Source organism: Megasphaera massiliensis (genome assembly GCF_036305205.1).
Lineage (GTDB): Bacteria > Bacillota > Negativicutes > Veillonellales > Megasphaeraceae > Megasphaera > Megasphaera massiliensis.
On sequence record NZ_JAXIXE010000016.1, the window covers coordinates 12,738 to 31,272 of the forward strand.

Below are 18,535 nucleotides of genomic sequence, written 5' to 3' on the forward strand. Positions count from 1 at the left end.
ATTACACCTTCATATAACGTTTCAGAGAAATGGTACTGCCAATGGCCCCGATGACCATGCTGATGATCAAGAGGACGCCTGCCGTGCGGTACATAAAGGGAAAGACGCTGACCATCGGCAAGAAGGCCAGGGACTCATGGATCGACGCGACGGCAAAGTCGTAGAACTGATAAAGGGCGATGTCGGCAATGACGCCGCCGATAAAGCCCAGGAATAAACCTTCTAAGAGGAAGGGCCAGCGGATGAACCAATTCGTCGCCCCGACGTATTTCATGATGGCGATTTCTTTACGCCGGGCAAAGACGGTCAGGCGGATCGTATTGGAAATGATGAACAACATGGCCAGGGTCAAGAAGACGATGAGGGCAATGCCGCCCCAACGGATGATGGTCGTGATCTTAAAGAGCTGTTCAATGATTTCCTGACCATAATGCGTCCCTTCAACTTCCGGGTAATCGGCGACGATGTCCGCCGTCCGCCGGACGGCTTCCGGCTGAGTAAAGGTCACTTCATAAGAGCTCGGCAAGGGGTTCTTCCCTTCCAGGGCGTCGAGGATACCCGGTTGGTCCTTCATGCGTTCCTTTAAAATCTCCATGGCCTGATTCTTATCGGTAAAGGTGACCGACTTGACGTCGGGCAGGGCCTGAAGGCGGCGGGCGACGCTGTCGATGTCAGCCTGGGTGGCACCGTCTTTCAAGTAGACCGTGATTTCAACCTGGCTTTCGAGATTTTCAGCAAAATAGTCGAGATTGGCCACGAGGGTCATGAAGATGCCCAAGATGAACAGGGATATGGCGACCGTTGCAATAGAGGCCACCGACATGAAGCGGTTGCGCCAAAAAGATTGGAAGGCAGCGACGGTGTAGTAGTGCATGGTTCTAATTTTCATCGTCGTATCCTCCTCGCTGTTCGTCACGGACGACCTTGCCGTCATCCAATTCGATGACGCGTTTATTCATCATGTCGACTAAGGTCTTGTCATGGGTTACCATGAGGACCGTCGTTCCCATGTGGTTGATTTTCTTAAAGACTTCCATAATATCCTCGGACGTATCGGGATCGAGGTTCCCTGTCGGTTCGTCGGCAATGAGCAGGAGCGGCCGATTGACGATGGCTCTGGCAATGGCTACGCGCTGCTGTTCCCCGCCGCTGAGGTTTTTCGGCAGGGCGTCGGCTTTGCCGATGAGGCCGACCAGATCGAGGACTTCGCGGACCCGGCGGCGAATGACGCGGCGCGGTGCTTCGATGACTTCCATGGCAAAGGCCACATTTTCCTGAGCCGTCTTATTCGGCAGGAGGCGGAAGTCCTGGAAGACGATGCCCATTTTACGGCGCAGGTAGGGCACGCTCTTCTTGGCCAGGCGGTTGACTTCGATATCGTTCACGAAGACAGACCCTTTCGTCGGCAGTTCTTCATGAGACAAGAGGCGGATCAGCGTCGACTTGCCGGCACCGCTGGCGCCGACGACGAAGACGAATTCGCCCTTACCGATCTGAAGGGATACCTGGTCGAGGGCAACGGAACCATTGTCGTAGACCTTGGATACATTTTTAAATTCAATCATAGAGACCTCCGATGCTGTTCGAGTCGTTTGCGGACGCCGTCCCGCCCTTCTAAAATGCGCAGGGCCAAGTAGGCATTTCGCAGGGACTGGCGGCGCAGATGGTTGAGGCGGGCCTTGATGGCAGGTGCCAGTCCCCCTTGGGCCAGTTGCTGACTGACGCGGGAGGCTAAGGCTTCTGCCGTCACCGATTCCGTCGTCCCGCAGACCCGATCGCCGATGAGATGGATGAAGCTGTCGATTTTCGGATCATAGGAAATGGCCGTCGCCGGCGTTTCCATAAGAGCCGAAAAGATGAGGGCGTGGAGCCGGTTGGCGATGACCGCATCCATGCAGCCCATGAGGGACATGAATTCTACCGTCGAATAGCGGTCGTCGAGGACGATGGCCGCCTTTTTCATACGGTCGGCAATATCGCGGCCGGCGTCAACGTCTTCCGGATGCTGCATGGGAATGAAGATGATGTCCACGTCTTCTTGCTGCTGCAAACGGTCGGCTGCCTCGGCAATGGCGTCCTTATAGGCCTGATGGCCCTGCCAGTTGCGAACGGCAATACCGACTTTCCGTCGGCTTCCCGTAACTCCGTGCCGTTCCAAAATCTGACGGCCGATAGCCTTATCGACGGGATGCATGGACAAGACGGCGTCGGCCGTCACATGGATAGGCGGACGGGTTACGCCCATGTCAGAAAGTTCCGCCTTCGATTCCCGGTCGCGGACGCCGATGACGGCGACCTGCTGCAGGACCTTCTGCACAGCCTTCCGGGCCTTGATGCCGCGGACGGGACCGATGCCCTGGGCATAGAGCATGACCGGCTTTTTAAAGAACAAGGCGATTTTCATGATCCACAGGTAGTAGTGGAGGCTACGGGCGCTGGTCACGTCTTGGAGCAGGCTGCCGCCGCCGCTTATAAGAATATCACAGCGGCGAATGGCCGCTGCGATAGCAAAGAAATTCAGGCGATGAACAGCCTGTACCTTATGATTTTCCCGAGTCATTCGGCAGTTTCCGGTAATGACCGTAATATCCACGTCGGGAATGATGTCTTTTAACGAGCCGACGATAGCCGCCAACATGGCCTCGTCGCCGGCATTGGCAAAGCCGTAATAGCCGGAAATAACGACCCTAGTCACGGTTTTCCACCTGCTTTCCCAGCCACGTCGTGACGTAACGGACGATGGCAATGGCGATGATCAGGGCGATGCCGACGACCATCCCCGTTACCCAGCCGTTGATGCCGCGGATAAAGGACATGAGGAAAGGCGTCCGGATATGGGCAAAGGTTTCCACCATGGAGCCGACACCGATCGTGGCGGCGATGACCAGGAAGAAGTGCAGCAGCTGCGGCCATTTACGGTACAAGGCAGCTACCATGAGATAAAAGCTCGGATGGCCGACGAGAAATTCCTTTTCCCGGGGACGAGCGTACATGACATTTTCTAAGAAGCGGCGCATAGCGACTTCGATTCCCGGTACGGGAACGCCCGACGTATGGCCGCTGCGGCCGACAAAGATGATGCCGACCACGGCGATGACGCCGAGGATCAGGATGGTCCCCATCTTAATGGGGATGTTGAGGAAATCCTTGGCAAAGACCTTAAGATCTGCCGGCGACGCAATGGTCTGCCCCATGAGGGGGAACCGGCGCAGGTAGCCGATAGCCACCAGAAGGAGCGGCAGGATGAAGGTCAGCTTGACGCCGCGGTAGAAATCAAATTCCATGAAGAAGCGGATGTTGCCCAGCATAGAGGCGATATAGAGACCGCCGATCATGGAGACGGCTACGGCAAAGAAAAGGCCCAGCGTGCCGTCACGGATGACCCGGCCGTAGCCGAGTTTCTTCGTAAGCTTCTTCTGTTTCCAGTAATCGAGGGACAAGAGAATGGCCGCTGTCGGCGCTGCGGCAGCACAGCCGATGGCCCAGGTCTGGAGGAACAAGGCTCCTTTGGCGACGACGGCACCGATGACGGCGACGACGATACCGAGGGCCATGAGAATATAATTCTGCCGGTCCTTCAACGGAATGAGCAGGTTGAGGACGAAGACGAATCCGCAGGCCGCTGCCGCTGCTACGATGGCTAAGAACAGGCGGTTCGGATAGTACGCTTCCATGACCGAAGCCCGGCCGAGGGTATAACCCCGTTCAGTCAGCTTATCCGATACGGTCTTGATATAGGACAAGTTGGTCTGAGTCAGGTTCATGCCGTGAAGGGGCTTCTTATACAAGGGATAGAGATTGACCCGGACGTTTCGTTCAAGGTCGCTGATGTAAAAGCGCATAGCCGCTTCTTCCGGCGTAATCTTTTCCAGTTCTTCCTTGGCCATGGCATAGACCCGGGCCGTCCGATAATGGACGAGACCTGACAGATCATACATGCCGTCCTGCTGGTTGTACTGGAGCTGATCGACGGACTCGATCATATAGAACGGGATGTCGCGGCGGTTCAAATTGTCCGCCGTATAGTCGAGCATATCCTTTCGTTCGCCGGCAACCGGCGTATAGCCCAACACTTCTTTTCCAACGAACATGATGCCCGATACGTCCTGGATCTTGTCAGCCCGGGCAAAGAAATGGTCGACGTCGGCCTTCGTCGGGTTGCTGTAATTCGTCGGCCGCAGGATGACGTAGAAGCCGTGGTCGCTGATGATCTTAGCATCGGCGCTCATGATACCCAAGTTGACGTCGCCGAGACCGGGCATGACGCCCTTGAGGCCGGCAATGCGATAGGCACCGTTGGACATGACTTTGACCTTATCGCTGCCAAGACGCGTGCTGAGATCGGACACGACTTCATCGAAGTAGAGGTCCTTTTCGCCCTGAGGCTTTCCGATGAGATAGTAGTCATAGGACTTATCGGTAATGCCGAACTGGGGATAATAGAGATCGGCCCCCAATTTCGTAACCAGCGACAGTTCCCCGCGCTGGGTCAGTTTGTTGAGCGTCGTATCATAAATGGTAAAACTCGTAACGCCGGCATCGCGGGCCATTTGAAGGGCCGTATCCAAATCATAGCCGTCGTTGCGGGCCATCAAGACGACGGCATCGAAGTCCATCGCCTGTTCAATTGTCGTCGACTGTTTTTCTACGGCATTGCGCTGTATGCACAGGCCGATCGCCGTGATGAGACCGATGAACACGATCAGCATCATCATCCGCATACTGCGTTTATTTATGTTTGTCATTCTCTTCACCTTATCTATGAATTGCTCACCTGGCCGTGAATGGTCAACAGACCGTCGTGGAGGACGACGCGATCAGGCTGGATTCCCAAGGGGAAATCCGTAAAATCGTAAATCTCTGCGCTGGCCAGCTTCGTCGTGCTGACCTGCATGCCCAGCCCTTCGACGGTGACCGTCTCGGGGATGAACATCAGTTTCGTACCCTTCATGCCAAAATGGCCGCGGACGTCAGCCCGGGCCGATACCAGGCCGCCGAGCTTCACCTTGCCCTGAACGCGGACCGAATCGCCTTCAAAAGAGACGCTCGGGTCGGTCAGGCCATCGATTTTTTTGACCAAGTAGTCCTCCAGGTCTTCCCGGCGAATGGACGCCGCCATATCCCCGCTTTCGACGCGGGTCACGCGCAGTTCCTGATACACCAGGGCCTGCAAAGGCTGGAAGTGGACCCCATAGAGGTTACTGTCAAAATTAGCGAACTTCAAATCGCCGGCCATAAAATTCGTAGCATGAACGGTAACCGCGTCGATATCGCCGAGAAAAATCTTGGCTCCCGGCGATGCTTGGACGCGGACATCATCGTTTTGCAAATTAAATTTAGCAGACAAGGCCTGTGACAGACCGACCTCGGCCAGTTGCGGCGCAAAGGAGTTGGCGCCGACCAAAAAGACCGCAGCCAGGACACAGACAATGATCCATTTCTTCATTTAAAGCTCCTGCTTCGATAACTTCTGTTCCTTCGCCTGTTGTAAGTAGCCTTCGATAAAGATATCGAGGTCACCGTCCATGACGGCTTGGATGTTCCCCGTTTCGACGTTGGTCCGATGGTCCTTGACCAGGTTGTAGGGGTGGAATACGTAGGAACGGATCTGGCTCCCCCATTCGATTGCCTGGTGGACGCCGCCGATTTCGGCTTTCAGTTTTTCCTGCTTTTCCTGTTCCAGTTCAAAGAGTTTGGCCCGCAGATATTTCAGGCACATTTCCTTGTTTTGAAGCTGAGACCGTTCATTCTGACACTGGACGACGATGCCCGTCGGAATGTGGGTCATGCGGACGGCGGAACTCGTCTTGTTGACGTGCTGACCGCCGGCACCGGAGGCGCGGAAATAATCGACGCGGACGTCGTCCATATTGATTTCGACTTCGACATCGTCGGGCAGTTCCGGCATGACATCGACGGCCGTAAAGGACGTATGGCGGCGGGCTGCAGCGTCAAAAGGAGAAATGCGGACCAGGCGGTGAACGCCTTTTTCCGATTTCAAATAGCCGTAGGCATAGTCGCCTTCGACGCGGAAGGCCGCGCTCTTGATGCCCGCTTCATCGCCAGGCTGCATGTCGAGGACGGTCAATTTATAACCGTTCCGTTCGGCCCAGCGGGTATACATGCGGATCAGCATCTGCGCCCAGTCTTGGGCTTCCGTTCCGCCGGCACCGGCGTGGAAGGTAATGAGGGCGTTGCAGTTGTCGTACTCACCGGATAAGAGCAAGAGGACTTCCCGCTTTTCAATGTCCCGCAGAAGGTCATTATACTGTTTTTCGATGTCCGCTGCAAAGGAGGCGTCGCCGTCTTCCATGGCCATGTCGAGGTAGTCGATGAGGTCATCGGCTTTGCGGACCAGCGTTTCGTGGCCTTCGACTTCCGTCTTGAGCAGGGTCGCTTCCTGGGAAATCTGCTTGGCCTTGTCCGGGTCGTTCCAGAATGAGGGGTCGCTCATCTGGATATCTAAATCCATGATACGTTCTTTTTTCCGAGGTAAGTTAAAGTGAATCCCCGATTTCTTGTATTCTTTGTTTTAAATCTTCCAGCGGTTTACGCATTTCATCCAATAACACAATTAATCACCAACTTTTCAGTTAAATATCGTTTTTTCGTCATATTAATAACGTCTCGTTCTTTATTCCCGTCCCTGTTCTTCATCGCGCTGAATGTCTTCGGCGCTGACGGGCTTGCTTTCTTCGTGGACTTCATGAGCCCCCTGCAGATGGTCTTCGGCCTGCGGAACGGGCTTGCTGTACGTAACCTGAATGTGGTACAGGAAGGTAATGACCGTCCGTTTGATCGATTCCACCATTTCCGAGAACATTTCGTAGGCTTCGAATTTGTATTCGACCAAGGGGTTCTTCTGGCCGTAGGCGCGGAGGTTGATCCCTTCTTTGAGGGCATCCATGGCGTCCAGATGATCCATCCACTTGCTGTCGACGACGCGGAGCATGACGGCCTTTTCCAATTCCTTCATGGTTTCTTCGCCAAATTCGTTGAACCGTTCGTTATAGAGATCGACAGCGATCTGTTTCAGTTTTTCCTGAACTTCGATACGGCTCATGTTTTCCAGTTCTTCGACGGTTACGGCGTGCTTCGGTACGAAGTACTGCTGCATCTGGGCCAAGAGGCCGGCAAAATCCCATTCTTCGGGATACAGTTTTTCATCGGCATACTTGTCGAGTTCGGCAAGGATAATGTCGTCGACCATGCCCATGATCGTATCCTTGAGGTCGTCGGCAGTCAGGACCTGGCGGCGCTGGTTGTAGAGGACTTCACGCTGCTGGTTCATGACGTCGTCGTATTCAAGGACGTATTTACGGATTTCAAAGTTGTGGCTTTCGACTTTCTTCTGGGCCTTTTCAATGGACCGGGTGATCATGTTGGCCGTAATCGGTTCGTCTTCGTCCATGCCCAGCTTATCCATGAAGCGGGAAATGTTTTCCGAACCGAAGATGCGCATCAAGTCATCTTCGAGGGACAGGAAGAACTGCGTCGTCCCCGGGTCGCCCTGACGGGCAGCACGACCGCGGAGCTGATTGTCGATACGGCGGCTTTCGTGGCGTTCCGTACCGATGATCATCAGGCCGCCCAGGTCAGCAACACCTTCGCCGAGCTTGATGTCCGTGCCGCGGCCGGCCATGTTGGTCGCAATGGTGACCATGTCGCGCTGACCGGCGTTCTTGATGATTTCCGCTTCTTTTTCATGGTATTTGGCGTTCAGCACGTTGTGAACGATGTTTTCTTTATTGAGGAGCTGACTTAAGATTTCCGACTGATTGATTGACGTCGTACCGACCAGGATCGGCTGGCCCGTAGCGTGGCGCTTGATGACTTCCCGCACGACAGCACGGTACTTGGCGTTCTTGGTCTTGTAGATGACGTCGGGCAAGTCCTTACGGATGGCCGGTTTATTGGTCGGAATGACGTAGACGTCGAGCTTATAGATCTTATTGAATTCGTCTTCTTCCGTCTTGGCCGTACCGGTCATGCCGGCCAGCTTGTCGTACATACGGAAGTAGTTCTGGAAGGTAATCGTAGCCAGGGTCTTGCTTTCGCCCTGGACCTTGACGGCTTCCTTGGCTTCAATGGACTGATGGAGGCCATCGCTGTAACGGCGGCCGAACATGAGACGGCCCGTAAATTCGTCGACGATGACGATTTCGCCGTTCTTTACGACGTAGTCCTTGTCGCGGTGCATCATGAAGCGAGCCCGCAGGGCCTGGATGACCAAGTGGTTCAAATCAAGGTGTTCGTTGTCGAACATGTTGCTGATGCCCAGCATCTTTTCGACCTTGGCGACACCGGAATCGGTCGGCGCAATAGTCTTTTGCTTTTCATCCATCGTGTAGTCTTCTTTGTCGAAGTGCTTGACGATGGCAGCCAGGGTGCTGTACAACTCCGTCGACTTTTCACCGGGGCCGGAAATGATGAGCGGCGTCCGCGCTTCGTCGATGAGGATCGAGTCCACTTCGTCGACGATACAGTAATTGAGGGGGCGCTGTACCATCTGGTCGGCACTGATGACCATGTTGTCACGCAGGTAGTCGAAGCCGAATTCGTTGTTCGTCCCGTAGGTGACGTCGGCGTTATAAGCCCGGCGGCGCTGTTCATACGTGAGATCGTGGACGATGAGGCCGACGGACAGGCCGAGGAACTTATAGATACGGCCCATGTCTTCACTGTCACGAGTAGCCAGGTAGTCATTGACGGTGACGACGTGAACGCCCTTACCGGTCAAGGCATTGAGGTATACCGGAAGGGAGGCGACCAAGGTCTTCCCTTCACCGGTACGCATTTCGGCGATATCCCCGCGATGAAGGACGATACCGCCCAGGATTTGGACGTCAAAATGACGCATCCCCGTTACTCGACGGGATGCTTCACGAACGACGGCAAAGGCTTCGGGCAGGATATCATCCAGCGTTTCACCGGCAGCCAAACGATTTTTGAATTCAAAGGTCTTTTCTTGCAGCGACGAATCGCTCAATCCGGCTAATTTCGGCTCCAGATCATTGATGCGGCGAACGATGGGCCACATCTTCTTCAGTTCATGCTCTGTATTATTTCCGAGCAGTCTTTGTATGAGTTTATTTAACACCTATCCGAGACCTCCAATTTACAAAATCTGCAATTTACACTGTTATATCATATCAATTATACATTATACCGCGGGAGTGTCAAACTTTGCAATAGATTGGGAGAAATTAGGCAGTTCCGCCATTTTCTGCGTTCCGCCGCCTCTCCGCCCCCCCTTTCAGCTCCCTTGGTTGTCCTATTTTTTATCAATAAGGCAAAAAGGAGACGCCGGCTGCGTTTTGACAGCGCACCTATTCACGGCTCGAATCCAACTGCGACTCGGCCCATTCATAGACCGACTGCAGGGCCGGGATCAGGCTCCTTCCCCGTTCGCTCAGGGAATACTCGACGGTCGGCGGAATCGTACTGTACTGTTTTCGTGTTACCAGCTTGTCGTGTTCCAATTCCCGCAGGCACTTGGTCAGCATCGTCGGCGTAATGCCCACGACTTTTCGTTCCAATTCCCCATAGCGCAGGGTCTGGTTCTCGGCATCGGCCATATACCATAAAATCGGCAGTTTCCATTTCTGACCGATAAGCTCCATGGCATAGAGAATCGGGCAGTCTGTTTCATAGATGTTTTGTTCTTTCGGAAGCGGTTTATTTCCCATAAAATCACCTTTACTATATTTTTTATAGTTACGAAGAAAAATCTCCCTTCTTGTTTTTTCTACGTTTCTAATTATAATGTAGGCAGAACAAAAAATCAATCTAATCCGACAATCTGATAGGAGTGAAAAATCATGAAGCACCTCTTTGACAACATAACCTTAAAAAATTTGAAAGCCAACAATCGTCTGGTACGCTCTGCAACCTGGGAAGGCATCGCCAACCGCGACGGCAGCGTCACTGAAGAAGCCTACAGCATCTACGCTGAAATTGCCAAAGGCGGCGTCGGCACTATCATCACCGGTTTTACCAGCGTGTCTGCCAACGACTATTACTTCGGCGGCATGATGCGCCTTTCTGACGACGCCCTCATTCCGCAGTACAAAAAGTTGACCGATATCATCCACGCCCAAGGAGTCCCGGTCATCACCCAGCTCGCCCTCGGAGCCTACTACCGCCCCGTCGGAAACAGCTTTGAGCAAGTAGAACCTGACGACATGACGACGGAAGAAATCCACGCCGTGCGAGATCAATTCATCGCCGCCGCCCTTCGCGCTGAAAAAGCCGGCTTTGACGGCGTCCAGATCCACGTCGCCCACTTCTTCTTTTTGAGCCGCTTCGTCTCGCCCTTGGTCAACCACCGAACGGATGAATACGGCGGCAGCACGGAGAACCGGACCAGGCTGGTCACAGAAATCATAAAGGCCATCCGGGAAAAGGCCCCGGCCCTCCATATCACGGCCAAGATCAACAGCAACGACTTCATGGCCGGCGGCTTAGATGAAGCCCAAAGCCTCTATATGTCCCTGCACCTCTGTCAGGCCGGCCTCGATTCCATTGAAGTCAGCGGCAACGGCACGTCCGTCCCCGGCATCCGCGCCCATCAAAATGAAGCTTACTTCGCCCCCTTTGCAGCCAAGCTGGCAGAAGCCACCGACGTTCCGGTCATCCTCGTCGGCGGGTTGAGAAGCCTCGATACGATGGAAGAGGTTTTGAACCAAACCAAGATCGAAATGATCGCCCTCTCCCGCCCCCTTTTGCGGGAACCGGATCTGCCGAATAAACTCAAAAGCGGCGAAACGACCGTAGCTGCCTGCATATCCTGCAACGCCTGTTACTCGTCACCGTCTCACAAATGCATTTTCAGAAAGGACTGACAGGTCATGATGTTTCAACTGAACGTGCCGACTAATCGCGGCGTCGTCTTAAACGGCGTCCTCTTTCGCAACCAGAAAGAACGTAAAGCCGACACCGTCATGATTGCCATCACCGGCATCCACGGCAATTTTTATTCCAACCCCTTCTATTATAACATCGGCGACACCTTAAACGGCGGCGACATCGATTTCATCTACGCCCAGACCAACAACGCCTTCAGTGAAATCCCGACGGTCAACGTCCGTACCGGCAAGGAAGAAACGATCGGCTCTTGGAACGAACGCTTTTCCTATACCGACGACGACCTCGACGCTTACATCACCTTTGCCCAACAAGAAGGCTACAAACACATCATCCTCGGCGGCCATTCCCTCGGCGCCAATAAGGTCATTTACTATCTGTCACGCCATCATGATGAACGGGTGGAACACTTCTTCCTCCTGTCGCCGGCCAACCTGACCTATATGATGTCCGGCGTCACCAACCGTGAAAAAACGCTGATCAAAGAACAGGTCGAGCGCGGAGACGGCGACAAAATGCTGCCCTTCCCCTTCATGGGCTGGGTAACCTGCATTGCCGACACGGCTTGGGACTGGCAGTTTTCTAATCTGCTCAATAACGTCCACACCGCAAAAGACGGGGACTTTTCACAGGCCTCGGCCGTGTCCCATACGGGAGCCCTCCTGGTAGGCACGTACGACAACTTCACCGACGGCGATCCGTCTGACTTTTTAAGAAACCTCAATGCCCACATGCCGACTGCCAAAGACAATTCCCTGATCTTCATCGAAAAGACAGGCCACACATACCAGATGAAGCATCAGGAAGTAGCCGACAAGATTTTAGCTCAGTTACAAGAATGGAGGGCTGCCTAATGCCTTTTGTCATGGCCAAAGTAAACGTACCGGTCAGCCGCGACCAAGAAATAGAATTGAAATCCCGTCTGGGAAAAGCCATCGAAGCCGTTCCCGGCCTGAACGAAAACTATCTCCTCTTTGGGATTGAAGATAAGTGCCGCCTCTACCTTCGCGGCAAGGATACCTGGAACATCGCCTACATCGAAGCCTCCCTCTTCGGCCGCCCGGACCACGCCGGCTTCGGAGTCTTCAGCACCGAAATGACCGCTGCCTTCCAGGACGTCCTCGGCATTCCGCCGGAAAACATCTACATCAAATTCGACGATATCAAAACCTGGTCGACTAACGGCCAATTTATCGACAGCCCCTATCGGTGATACCATGGAAAAAATAATCCTCACCACCTTTACGGACCCCATGATGGGCCTTTCCTATGAACAGGAGCCGGTCTACGAAAAATTGGCCACCCATTTCGGCGACCGCCTCGTCTTCCGCTATGTCATGAGCGGCCTCGTCCGGGATGTCAGCGACTTCATGCTCCCTGAAGAAAGGGCCCTGCCTGCCGAAGAAGGCATCCGGCTCTATAACCGTCGCCTGGCCCGAATTTACAAGGGAGAAGAAACCATCGGCGGCCTTCCGATCAACATGGACGGCTTCCACCTCTTCGATGCCGACCACCGTTCCTCCTACCCCCTTTGCATGGCCTACAAGGCCGCCGAAATTTGCTGTCCCGAAAAGGCTTTTTCCTTTCTCTTGAAGCTTCGCCGGGCAACCATTGTCGAGACACGGCAGACGACAAAGACCGATGAACTTATCTCCATTGCGGAAGAGGCCGGCTTAGACAAAGCGCAGTTCCGCCGCGCCTTTGAAGACGGCCATGCCGCTGCGGCCTTCCAAAAGGATCTTGAGCTGACACGGTCTCTGGGAATTCGTCAGTTGCCGACAGTCCTGATCCAATACGGAGAAAAAGCCGTTCTCGTCAACGGCATGGCAAGTTACGAAGCCTTCGTGAATACGATTGACAAGCTGAAAGTCTGAGTACGGCCAAAAGACGCTGCACGGCCTCCCGTGCAGCGCTTTTTTTTCATACAACACCCGGCAGCCGCTATCGGCTAATTTATATCATCTTATAGGGAATGGCTTGCCCGCAATAAAAAGGATCTTTTTCGCCGCCCCCTTGAACAGAAATCACCATTTCCCTCTTGACAAATTCTATACAAGGCCGCATGAATATGCTAAAATAGGTTTATTCTTTATGTAATTTTTATAATATAGTAATATATTGAAAGGGGTTTTCACCATTATGATGCAGTATAATGTGTCCATTTTAGCCGCCTTCGTCCTCTACCTCGGGGCCATGCTGGCTATTGGCATTTATTATTCCCGCTCCCAGCAGCGGCTGAGCGACTATATTCTCGGCGGCCGCAGCCTGGGACCGTGGATTACATCGATGAGTGCCGAAGCGTCCGACATGAGCGGCTGGATGCTCATGGGCGTACCGGGCTTTGCCTACTCGACGGGTATTTCGGCGTCGTGGATTGCCATCGGCATTGCCATCGGTACCTACCTCAACTGGCATTTCGTCTCCCAGCGCCTGCGCAACTATACGGAAGTGGCCAACAACAGCCTGACCATGCCGGACTATTTAAAAAACCGCTTCCACGATGACCAGAACCTCATCCGCATCATCTCGGCCATCTTCATCTTAGTGTTCTTCCTCATCTATACGTCGTCAGGCTTCGTCTCCGGCGGCAAGCTCTTTGAATCGGTCTTCGGCATGGATTACTTCTCGGCCCTGGTCCTCAGCGCCGGCGTCGTCGTCGTTTACACCTTTCTGGGCGGCTTCATGGCCGTCTGCTGGACCGACTTCATCCAAGGCTGCATGATGTTCCTGGCCATCGTCCTGGTCCCCGTCGTCGGCATGATCGCCTTTGGCGGCGGCGAAGCCGTCATGACCCGATTAGCCGATACGGCACCGAACCTCCTCGACATGGTCCCTGACACATCGACGACAGGCATCATCGGCATCATCTCGGCCCTGGCCTGGGGCGTCGGCTACTTCGGCCAGCCCCACATCCTGGTCCGCTTCATGGCCATCGGCGACCCGGCTGAATTAAAGAAATCGAAGCACATCGCCATGACCTGGGTCGTCATCTCCCTGGCCGCCGCCGTCCTCGTCGGCCTCGTCGGCAAAGTCGTCGTCACGACGCCCTTGACCGGTGCCGATTCGGAAAAAGTCTTCTTGGTCATGAGCGGTCAGCTCTTCCCGCCCTTTGCCACAGGCCTCATCTTGTCGGCCGTCTTAGCCGCCGTCATGAGTACCGCCTCGTCCCAGCTCCTGGTTACGGCATCGGCTATTTCTAAAGACTTCTACCACACCTTCGTCCGCAAGAACGCCAGCGACAAGGAACTCATTTACGTCAGCCGTCTGACGGTCCTCGTCGTCTCGGCTCTGGCCATCGTCTTGGCCCTCAACCCCAACAGTTACATCCTGACCATGGTTTCCTACGCCTGGGCCGGTTTCGGTGCCGCCTTCGGCCCGACGATCCTCCTCTCCCTGTACTGGAAGCAGATGACCAAAAACGGGGCCCTGGCCGGTATCATCGTCGGTGGCCTGACGGTCCTCATTTGGAAGCAGTTCAACTGGTTCGGCCTCTATGAAATCGTACCGGGCTTCCTCTTCTCCCTGGCCGCCATCTACATCGTAAGCAAGCTCGAAGGCGGAGCCAGCCAGGAAATCCAGGACGAATTCGATCAAGCCATCCATCACGCGCCCAAGATCAGCGTCCTCCACAGCGAAGAAGACTAATCGCTTCGAACGATGCATCACCATGGCCTAACCCCTGTTTTCAGACAGCCAAATACAAATGCAGTCACCCAAAAGGATGACTGCATTTTTTATGCCCTTTTACGGCTATTGACCGCTCTCAGGATTATTTGATTGCAACAGGCCGGCTACGCCCTGACTCAGCAGTTTGTTCGTAATGTCAATGACCTCTTCGACGGGAAGTTTTTTCCCGCCTTCGACCCATTGACGATACATGGAAAGTCCCGTCGCATGGATGAAGGTCGTAAACAGTTCCTGTTCGCCAGGGCTCAACTGCTGAAAGGCCGGAGCCTTCCCCCAACTCTTGGCAATATATTCTTCCACCAAGTGACTGCTCAGGTGCTGATATGATACGGAGCAGAGGATTTTTTCATACAGCGGCCCTTGATGGACAGCATAATGGAAAAAAGCAGCGTTGATCTTATCCAGATCCTCGGGCACCCGATAATCGGCAATGGTGTCGACATAGCCCTTAGAAAATTCACTGAGTATTTCTTCCAAGAGAGCATCGACACTATCGTAGTAGCGATAAAAAGTCTTTTTATTAATCACAGCCTGACGGCAAAGGGCCGTAACGGTGATCTTCCGATAATCCTCCTTTAAGAGCATGACCGAAAAGGCCGTTCGAATCGACTGAATCGTCTTTTGTACACGCAGGTCTTCATGACCGCTTAACTTCATATGCTAACCTCCTTTCTGGCTTTCCCTTATTGTATCATTTTTTCGTTACTTTTTCGCTACCCTTTTTATATAAGTGTGGCATAAGTCCCATTCAGTCCCATACTGACCATTGTCGATTCCCTTTTTCGATGCCATAATAAATTCATCCCCAAATATTAACTCACTTAGGAAAGGAAAGAGAAAAGAGATGAAAACTATCTTTATTACCGGTGCCTCGTCCGGCATCGGCAAAGAAACGGCAAAATATTTTTCTCGTCAAGGCTGGCGCGTCATCGCCACTATGCGAAATTTGAAAAAAGGAGAAGACTTGAAGGACCTGCCCAATGTGGTCATCATGCCCCTCGACGTGTCAGACTCACAGCAGATTAAGGAAACCTGCCAAAAAGCCCTGGCCGACTACGACGTCGACGTCCTCCTCAATAACGCCGGCTACGGCGTCATGGCACCCCTCGAACGGATGCCCGAAGATGCTATCCATAAGGTATTCAGCACCGACGTCCTCGGCACCATGCTGGTAACCCAGCAATTCATTCCTCATTTTAAAAAGCGCAGAGCCGGTGCCATCCTGACGACGACGTCCCTGGCGGCCATCATCGCCCTCCCGCGAGACAGCGTCTACGGCGCAGCCAAACGGGCTCAGCAGGGCATGCTCGAGTCCTTATACTATGAAATGAAGCCCTTCAACGTCTTCGTCAAAGCCATGATTCCCGGCGGTACCAAGACCAACTTCCAGACGCCCATCAACGACCGCACGGGCTATGAAGAAGCGGCTGCCCACCAGCAGGAATACCTCCTTCACGGCAATGAAGAATTTCCGGGCCCGGAAGAAGCGGCCCAAGTCATCTACGGAGCGGCTACCGATGAAAAGGATCAGATCAATTATCCCACCGATTCCGTCTGCCAGGCCCTTTATGACCAATACAAATCTATGGGGCTCGAAGAATTCAAGAAATACTTCACAAAACTCTTATACCGTCAATAGACGTAGACATATAGCTGCGTACGTCATCTTCTGATGCCCCTAAGACACAACACGGCCCCCAACCATTTTCGGTTGAGGGCCGTTTTTCAGTCATATATTAAATTGTATTCCGAGCAATATCGAGGGACTTAATATTCCGGTTCGATGAGGCCGTATTTCCCGTGTTTCCGTTTATAGACGACGCTGATCGTGTCGGTCTTGGAGTTGAGGAATACGAAGAAGTCGTGGCCGACGAGGTTCATCTGCAAAATAGCTTCTTCCACATCCATGGGGCGAGCGGCAAATTTCTTGACACGAGCCACTTCAAAGGATTCTTCCGGTACAGCCGGGCCTTCGATGAGGGCGGCGTTGAAGGTACCTTTCTTCATGCGGCGGGCGATTCTCGTCTTGTATTTATGAATCTGGCGGACCAGCTTATCGTAGACTAAGTCGATAGCAGCATACATATCGTCGTTGCCTTCGACACCGCGAAGGACGACGCCGTCTACTTTCAATGTAATTTCAGCGACTTTACGATCTTTTTCTACAGAAAGCAGGGCCTGGACATTGACTTCGTTATCAAAGTATTTCGTAACTTTCTTTTCCTGTTTTTCAACGTGGTCTTTCAAAGCCGGTGTAATTTCTAAATTCTTACCTCTAACGATGGTTGCCATAAAACATCCCTTCCTTTCGTGGAGAGAGCCCGTTTGGAATGTAACTCCATTCCGGCCTCCCTTATACTTATAGTATTCAACAAGGAAAGGCGAAATCCTTCTCAAAAAACAGAAAAACTTTACATTCTTTCGAAAAATTTCTAAGGACGCAAAAAAGGCCCTGTCCGAAGACAGAGCCTTTTGATTGTGAAACAAGCAAGTATCGGTAATTCTAAAGATTAGAATACGAATACGAACTGAGCACGAGTTTCTTCGCCAGGATCGTTGCTGCCGCTCTTAGCTTCAGATGCGAAGGACTGCATTACCTGGAACTGAGCGTTCTTAGCGAAGGTGTAGTCGATGCCGGCACCCCAAGATTTAACGTTGTTCAAGAGGTTGTCGCTTCTCCAGCTGTCCGTGGAGCCGATGAAGGCCTGTTTGTTTTTGGAAGTAGTGTAATCGAAACCGTCGTCAGCGTTGAGGTATTCAACCCAGATGTCCCAAGACTTCGGCGTAGCGAAGTTAGCAGCGCCGTAGGTCAATTTGCCGACCCAGATTTCAGGATCCTGGTTGCCGCTTTCGCTGTTGTATTTTTCGTAGTTAGCCAAAGCGTTCCAGTTCGTGCCGAGGTTTATGCTTGCATAAGCGCCCCAAGCGTCGTCGAAGCGGAAGCCGTCGCCAGCGGAGAAGTCATTGTAGTAACCGCCGATAGCAGAGCCGTTACCGGAGAAGCCTTCGATTAAGCCGTAGCCAGTCTTAACAGCTTCAGTGCCATCAGACGTATCCGTTGCAGCTACACCAGCCAAGTTGCTTTCTTTGAATTTACCATAGCCGCCGGTCAAAGCGAAGCTGTCGCCTTTGTACTGCAACTGAGCGCCGTCAAAGGTATCGCCATAGAGGAAGCCGTAGGAGTTGTCGCCGCCCATTTTGTAGTTGTAACGGCCAGCCATAACGGTCCAGTCTTTACCGAGCTGGTATTCTACGTTAGCGCGGTCGGTGTAGATGTCGTTTTCGTCTTCAGCAGCACCATTCTGGGAGAAGGTGTGGTTGCCGGTGCTGATACCGTAGGTTACTTTCGTGCGATCGTTAACCTGGGCATTAGCGCGGAGACGAACACGGTAGGACCAAGAGCTGTCATCTTTAATTTTGCCTTCGCCATTGTCGTCAGCATCCTGATGGATGAAACGAACACGAGCGTCACCGGTCAATTTAACGTTGCCAACGCGGTTTTCCAAAGCGCTTACGCGAACGCCGAGGTTGTTGAGTTCGTCAGCGAATTCATCAGCCAATTTGTTGATGAGGGCACGCTGTTCAACAGAAGCTTTGTCCATGTGAGCCATAGCTTTTGCGACCATTTCAGCGGCTTCGTAACGAGTGATGTTACGCTGGCCCTGGAAATGTTCACCGTCAACACCCTGGATGATGCCGGCGTCAGCCAATTCTACGACGGATTTATAAGCCCAGCTGTCGGACGGTACGTCGACGAAGGGGTTAGCTGCGAATGCGCACGTTGCGCCAACAGCCATGGTTGCTACGAGAGCTGCTAATACTTTGGATTTCATGAAAATTACCTCTTTTCCGTAAAAAATAAGTTTCTTTTCGTCTTACTTCGTTACAGTCGAGATGATTGAAAGGTAATTTTTCAAGGGTTCATTGGCGAGTTGTCCTAGTTTCCTCTCTTTTACTGCCTTGATAATAACCATTTCACAAT

Annotated in this window: 17 protein-coding genes; 6 read left to right on the top strand and 11 right to left on the bottom strand. The window is 53.0% G+C overall.

All coding sequences use genetic code 11. From position 1 onward, the window contains the following. Position 1 precedes the first annotated feature (1 nt). From ftsX to UCI88_RS03610, 8 genes are all read right to left on the bottom strand, one after another. Positions 2-889 carry a permease-like cell division protein FtsX gene (ftsX, locus tag UCI88_RS03575; protein WP_256179438.1) on the bottom strand — a complete coding sequence of 296 codons (888 nt, stop codon included), beginning with the start codon at positions 887-889 and terminating at the stop codon, positions 2-4. After that, positions 879-1,565 (bottom strand): cell division ATP-binding protein FtsE, encoded by a 687-nt coding sequence (gene ftsE / locus UCI88_RS03580; protein ID WP_044503083.1) that lies wholly within the window; start codon positions 1,563-1,565, stop codon positions 879-881. The genes ftsX and ftsE overlap by 11 nt, the downstream gene beginning before the upstream one ends. Continuing rightward, the gene (gene csaB / locus UCI88_RS03585) at positions 1,562-2,695 is read right to left on the bottom strand and encodes a polysaccharide pyruvyl transferase CsaB (protein WP_044503084.1); all 1,134 of its coding nucleotides are present in this window, start codon (positions 2,693-2,695) and stop codon (positions 1,562-1,564) included. Before csaB ends, ftsE begins: the two co-directional genes overlap by 4 nt. Further along, positions 2,688-4,745, bottom strand: a complete 2,058-nt coding sequence (locus tag UCI88_RS03590) for a DUF5693 family protein (RefSeq protein WP_256179437.1) — start codon at positions 4,743-4,745, stop codon at positions 2,688-2,690. The genes csaB and UCI88_RS03590 overlap by 8 nt, the downstream gene beginning before the upstream one ends. Positions 4,746-4,759: 14 nt before the next feature. Further along, the gene (locus UCI88_RS03595) at positions 4,760-5,446 is read right to left on the bottom strand and encodes an LmeA family phospholipid-binding protein (RefSeq protein ID WP_044503086.1); all 687 of its coding nucleotides are present in this window, start codon (positions 5,444-5,446) and stop codon (positions 4,760-4,762) included. Then, positions 5,447-6,557 (bottom strand): peptide chain release factor 2 gene (prfB, locus tag UCI88_RS03600; RefSeq protein WP_373690753.1). Its coding sequence is split into 2 segments (ribosomal slippage): positions 5,447-6,511 and positions 6,513-6,557, totalling 1,110 coding nucleotides; the frame shifts between segments, so codons are not numbered across the junction. A gap of 77 nt (positions 6,558-6,634) precedes the next feature. Beyond that, positions 6,635-9,100, bottom strand: coding sequence for a preprotein translocase subunit SecA (gene secA / locus UCI88_RS03605; RefSeq protein ID WP_071822270.1), 2,466 nt, complete (start codon positions 9,098-9,100; stop codon positions 6,635-6,637). A gap of 229 nt (positions 9,101-9,329) precedes the next feature. Further along, positions 9,330-9,689, bottom strand: a complete 360-nt coding sequence (locus UCI88_RS03610; RefSeq protein ID WP_256179436.1) for a winged helix-turn-helix transcriptional regulator — start codon at positions 9,687-9,689, stop codon at positions 9,330-9,332. 132 nt (positions 9,690-9,821) lie between these two features. On the opposite strand from UCI88_RS03610, the gene UCI88_RS03615 reads away from it, so the two are divergent. From UCI88_RS03615 to putP, 5 genes are all read left to right on the top strand, one after another. Beyond that, entirely contained in the window at positions 9,822-10,844 is a 1,023-nt protein-coding gene (locus UCI88_RS03615; RefSeq protein ID WP_256179435.1) for an NADH:flavin oxidoreductase, read from the top strand. A gap of 6 nt (positions 10,845-10,850) precedes the next feature. Further along, positions 10,851-11,720 carry an alpha/beta fold hydrolase gene (locus UCI88_RS03620; RefSeq protein ID WP_256179434.1) on the top strand — a complete coding sequence of 290 codons (870 nt, stop codon included), beginning with the start codon at positions 10,851-10,853 and terminating at the stop codon, positions 11,718-11,720. Continuing rightward, entirely contained in the window at positions 11,720-12,079 is a 360-nt protein-coding gene (locus tag UCI88_RS03625) for a tautomerase family protein (RefSeq protein ID WP_256179433.1), read from the top strand. The genes UCI88_RS03620 and UCI88_RS03625 overlap by 1 nt, the downstream gene beginning before the upstream one ends. Positions 12,080-12,083: 4 nt before the next feature. Next, a complete protein-coding gene (locus UCI88_RS03630; RefSeq protein ID WP_256179432.1) occupies positions 12,084-12,740 on the top strand; it encodes a DsbA family protein in 657 nt (218 codons plus the stop codon). Positions 12,741-13,005: 265 nt separating this feature from the next. Then, positions 13,006-14,511 carry a sodium/proline symporter PutP gene (gene putP / locus UCI88_RS03635; RefSeq protein ID WP_071822271.1) on the top strand — a complete coding sequence of 502 codons (1,506 nt, stop codon included), beginning with the start codon at positions 13,006-13,008 and terminating at the stop codon, positions 14,509-14,511. 105 nt (positions 14,512-14,616) lie between these two features. Here the strand turns inward: putP and UCI88_RS03640 are convergent, their stop codons facing one another. Beyond that, entirely contained in the window at positions 14,617-15,210 is a 594-nt protein-coding gene (locus tag UCI88_RS03640) for a TetR/AcrR family transcriptional regulator (RefSeq protein WP_044503090.1), read from the bottom strand. A gap of 187 nt (positions 15,211-15,397) precedes the next feature. Here UCI88_RS03640 and UCI88_RS03645 point away from each other — a divergent pair, with 187 nt between their 5' ends. Further along, positions 15,398-16,192, top strand: coding sequence for an SDR family NAD(P)-dependent oxidoreductase (locus UCI88_RS03645; protein WP_256179431.1), 795 nt, complete (start codon positions 15,398-15,400; stop codon positions 16,190-16,192). A 128-nt stretch (positions 16,193-16,320) separates the two neighbouring features. On the opposite strand, the gene hpf is transcribed toward UCI88_RS03645, so the two are convergent. Next, positions 16,321-16,845, bottom strand: a complete 525-nt coding sequence (hpf, locus tag UCI88_RS03650; protein ID WP_044503092.1) for a ribosome hibernation-promoting factor, HPF/YfiA family — start codon at positions 16,843-16,845, stop codon at positions 16,321-16,323. Between the two features lie 218 nt (positions 16,846-17,063). Then, positions 17,064-18,386: an S-layer homology domain-containing protein gene (locus tag UCI88_RS03655; protein ID WP_302356953.1), complete on the bottom strand. Its 1,323-nt coding sequence runs from the start codon at positions 18,384-18,386 to the stop codon at positions 17,064-17,066. Positions 18,387-18,535 lie beyond the last annotated feature (149 nt).

Coding starts and splice junctions, on each gene's coding strand:
- ftsX (WP_256179438.1), bottom strand. CDS start 889: ATGAAAATTAGAACCATGCACTACTACACCGTCGCTGCCTTCCAATCT.
- ftsE (WP_044503083.1), bottom strand. CDS start 1,565: ATGATTGAATTTAAAAATGTATCCAAGGTCTACGACAATGGTTCCGTT.
- UCI88_RS03590 (WP_256179437.1), bottom strand. CDS start 4,745: ATGACAAACATAAATAAACGCAGTATGCGGATGATGATGCTGATCGTG.
- UCI88_RS03595 (WP_044503086.1), bottom strand. CDS start 5,446: ATGAAGAAATGGATCATTGTCTGTGTCCTGGCTGCGGTCTTTTTGGTC.
- UCI88_RS03610 (WP_256179436.1), bottom strand. CDS start 9,689: ATGGGAAATAAACCGCTTCCGAAAGAACAAAACATCTATGAAACAGAC.
- UCI88_RS03615 (WP_256179435.1), top strand. CDS start 9,822: ATGAAGCACCTCTTTGACAACATAACCTTAAAAAATTTGAAAGCCAAC.
- UCI88_RS03620 (WP_256179434.1), top strand. CDS start 10,851: ATGATGTTTCAACTGAACGTGCCGACTAATCGCGGCGTCGTCTTAAAC.
- UCI88_RS03625 (WP_256179433.1), top strand. CDS start 11,720: ATGCCTTTTGTCATGGCCAAAGTAAACGTACCGGTCAGCCGCGACCAA.
- UCI88_RS03630 (WP_256179432.1), top strand. CDS start 12,084: ATGGAAAAAATAATCCTCACCACCTTTACGGACCCCATGATGGGCCTT.
- putP (WP_071822271.1), top strand. CDS start 13,006: ATGATGCAGTATAATGTGTCCATTTTAGCCGCCTTCGTCCTCTACCTC.
- UCI88_RS03640 (WP_044503090.1), bottom strand. CDS start 15,210: ATGAAGTTAAGCGGTCATGAAGACCTGCGTGTACAAAAGACGATTCAG.
- UCI88_RS03645 (WP_256179431.1), top strand. CDS start 15,398: ATGAAAACTATCTTTATTACCGGTGCCTCGTCCGGCATCGGCAAAGAA.
- hpf (WP_044503092.1), bottom strand. CDS start 16,845: ATGGCAACCATCGTTAGAGGTAAGAATTTAGAAATTACACCGGCTTTG.
- UCI88_RS03655 (WP_302356953.1), bottom strand. CDS start 18,386: ATGAAATCCAAAGTATTAGCAGCTCTCGTAGCAACCATGGCTGTTGGC.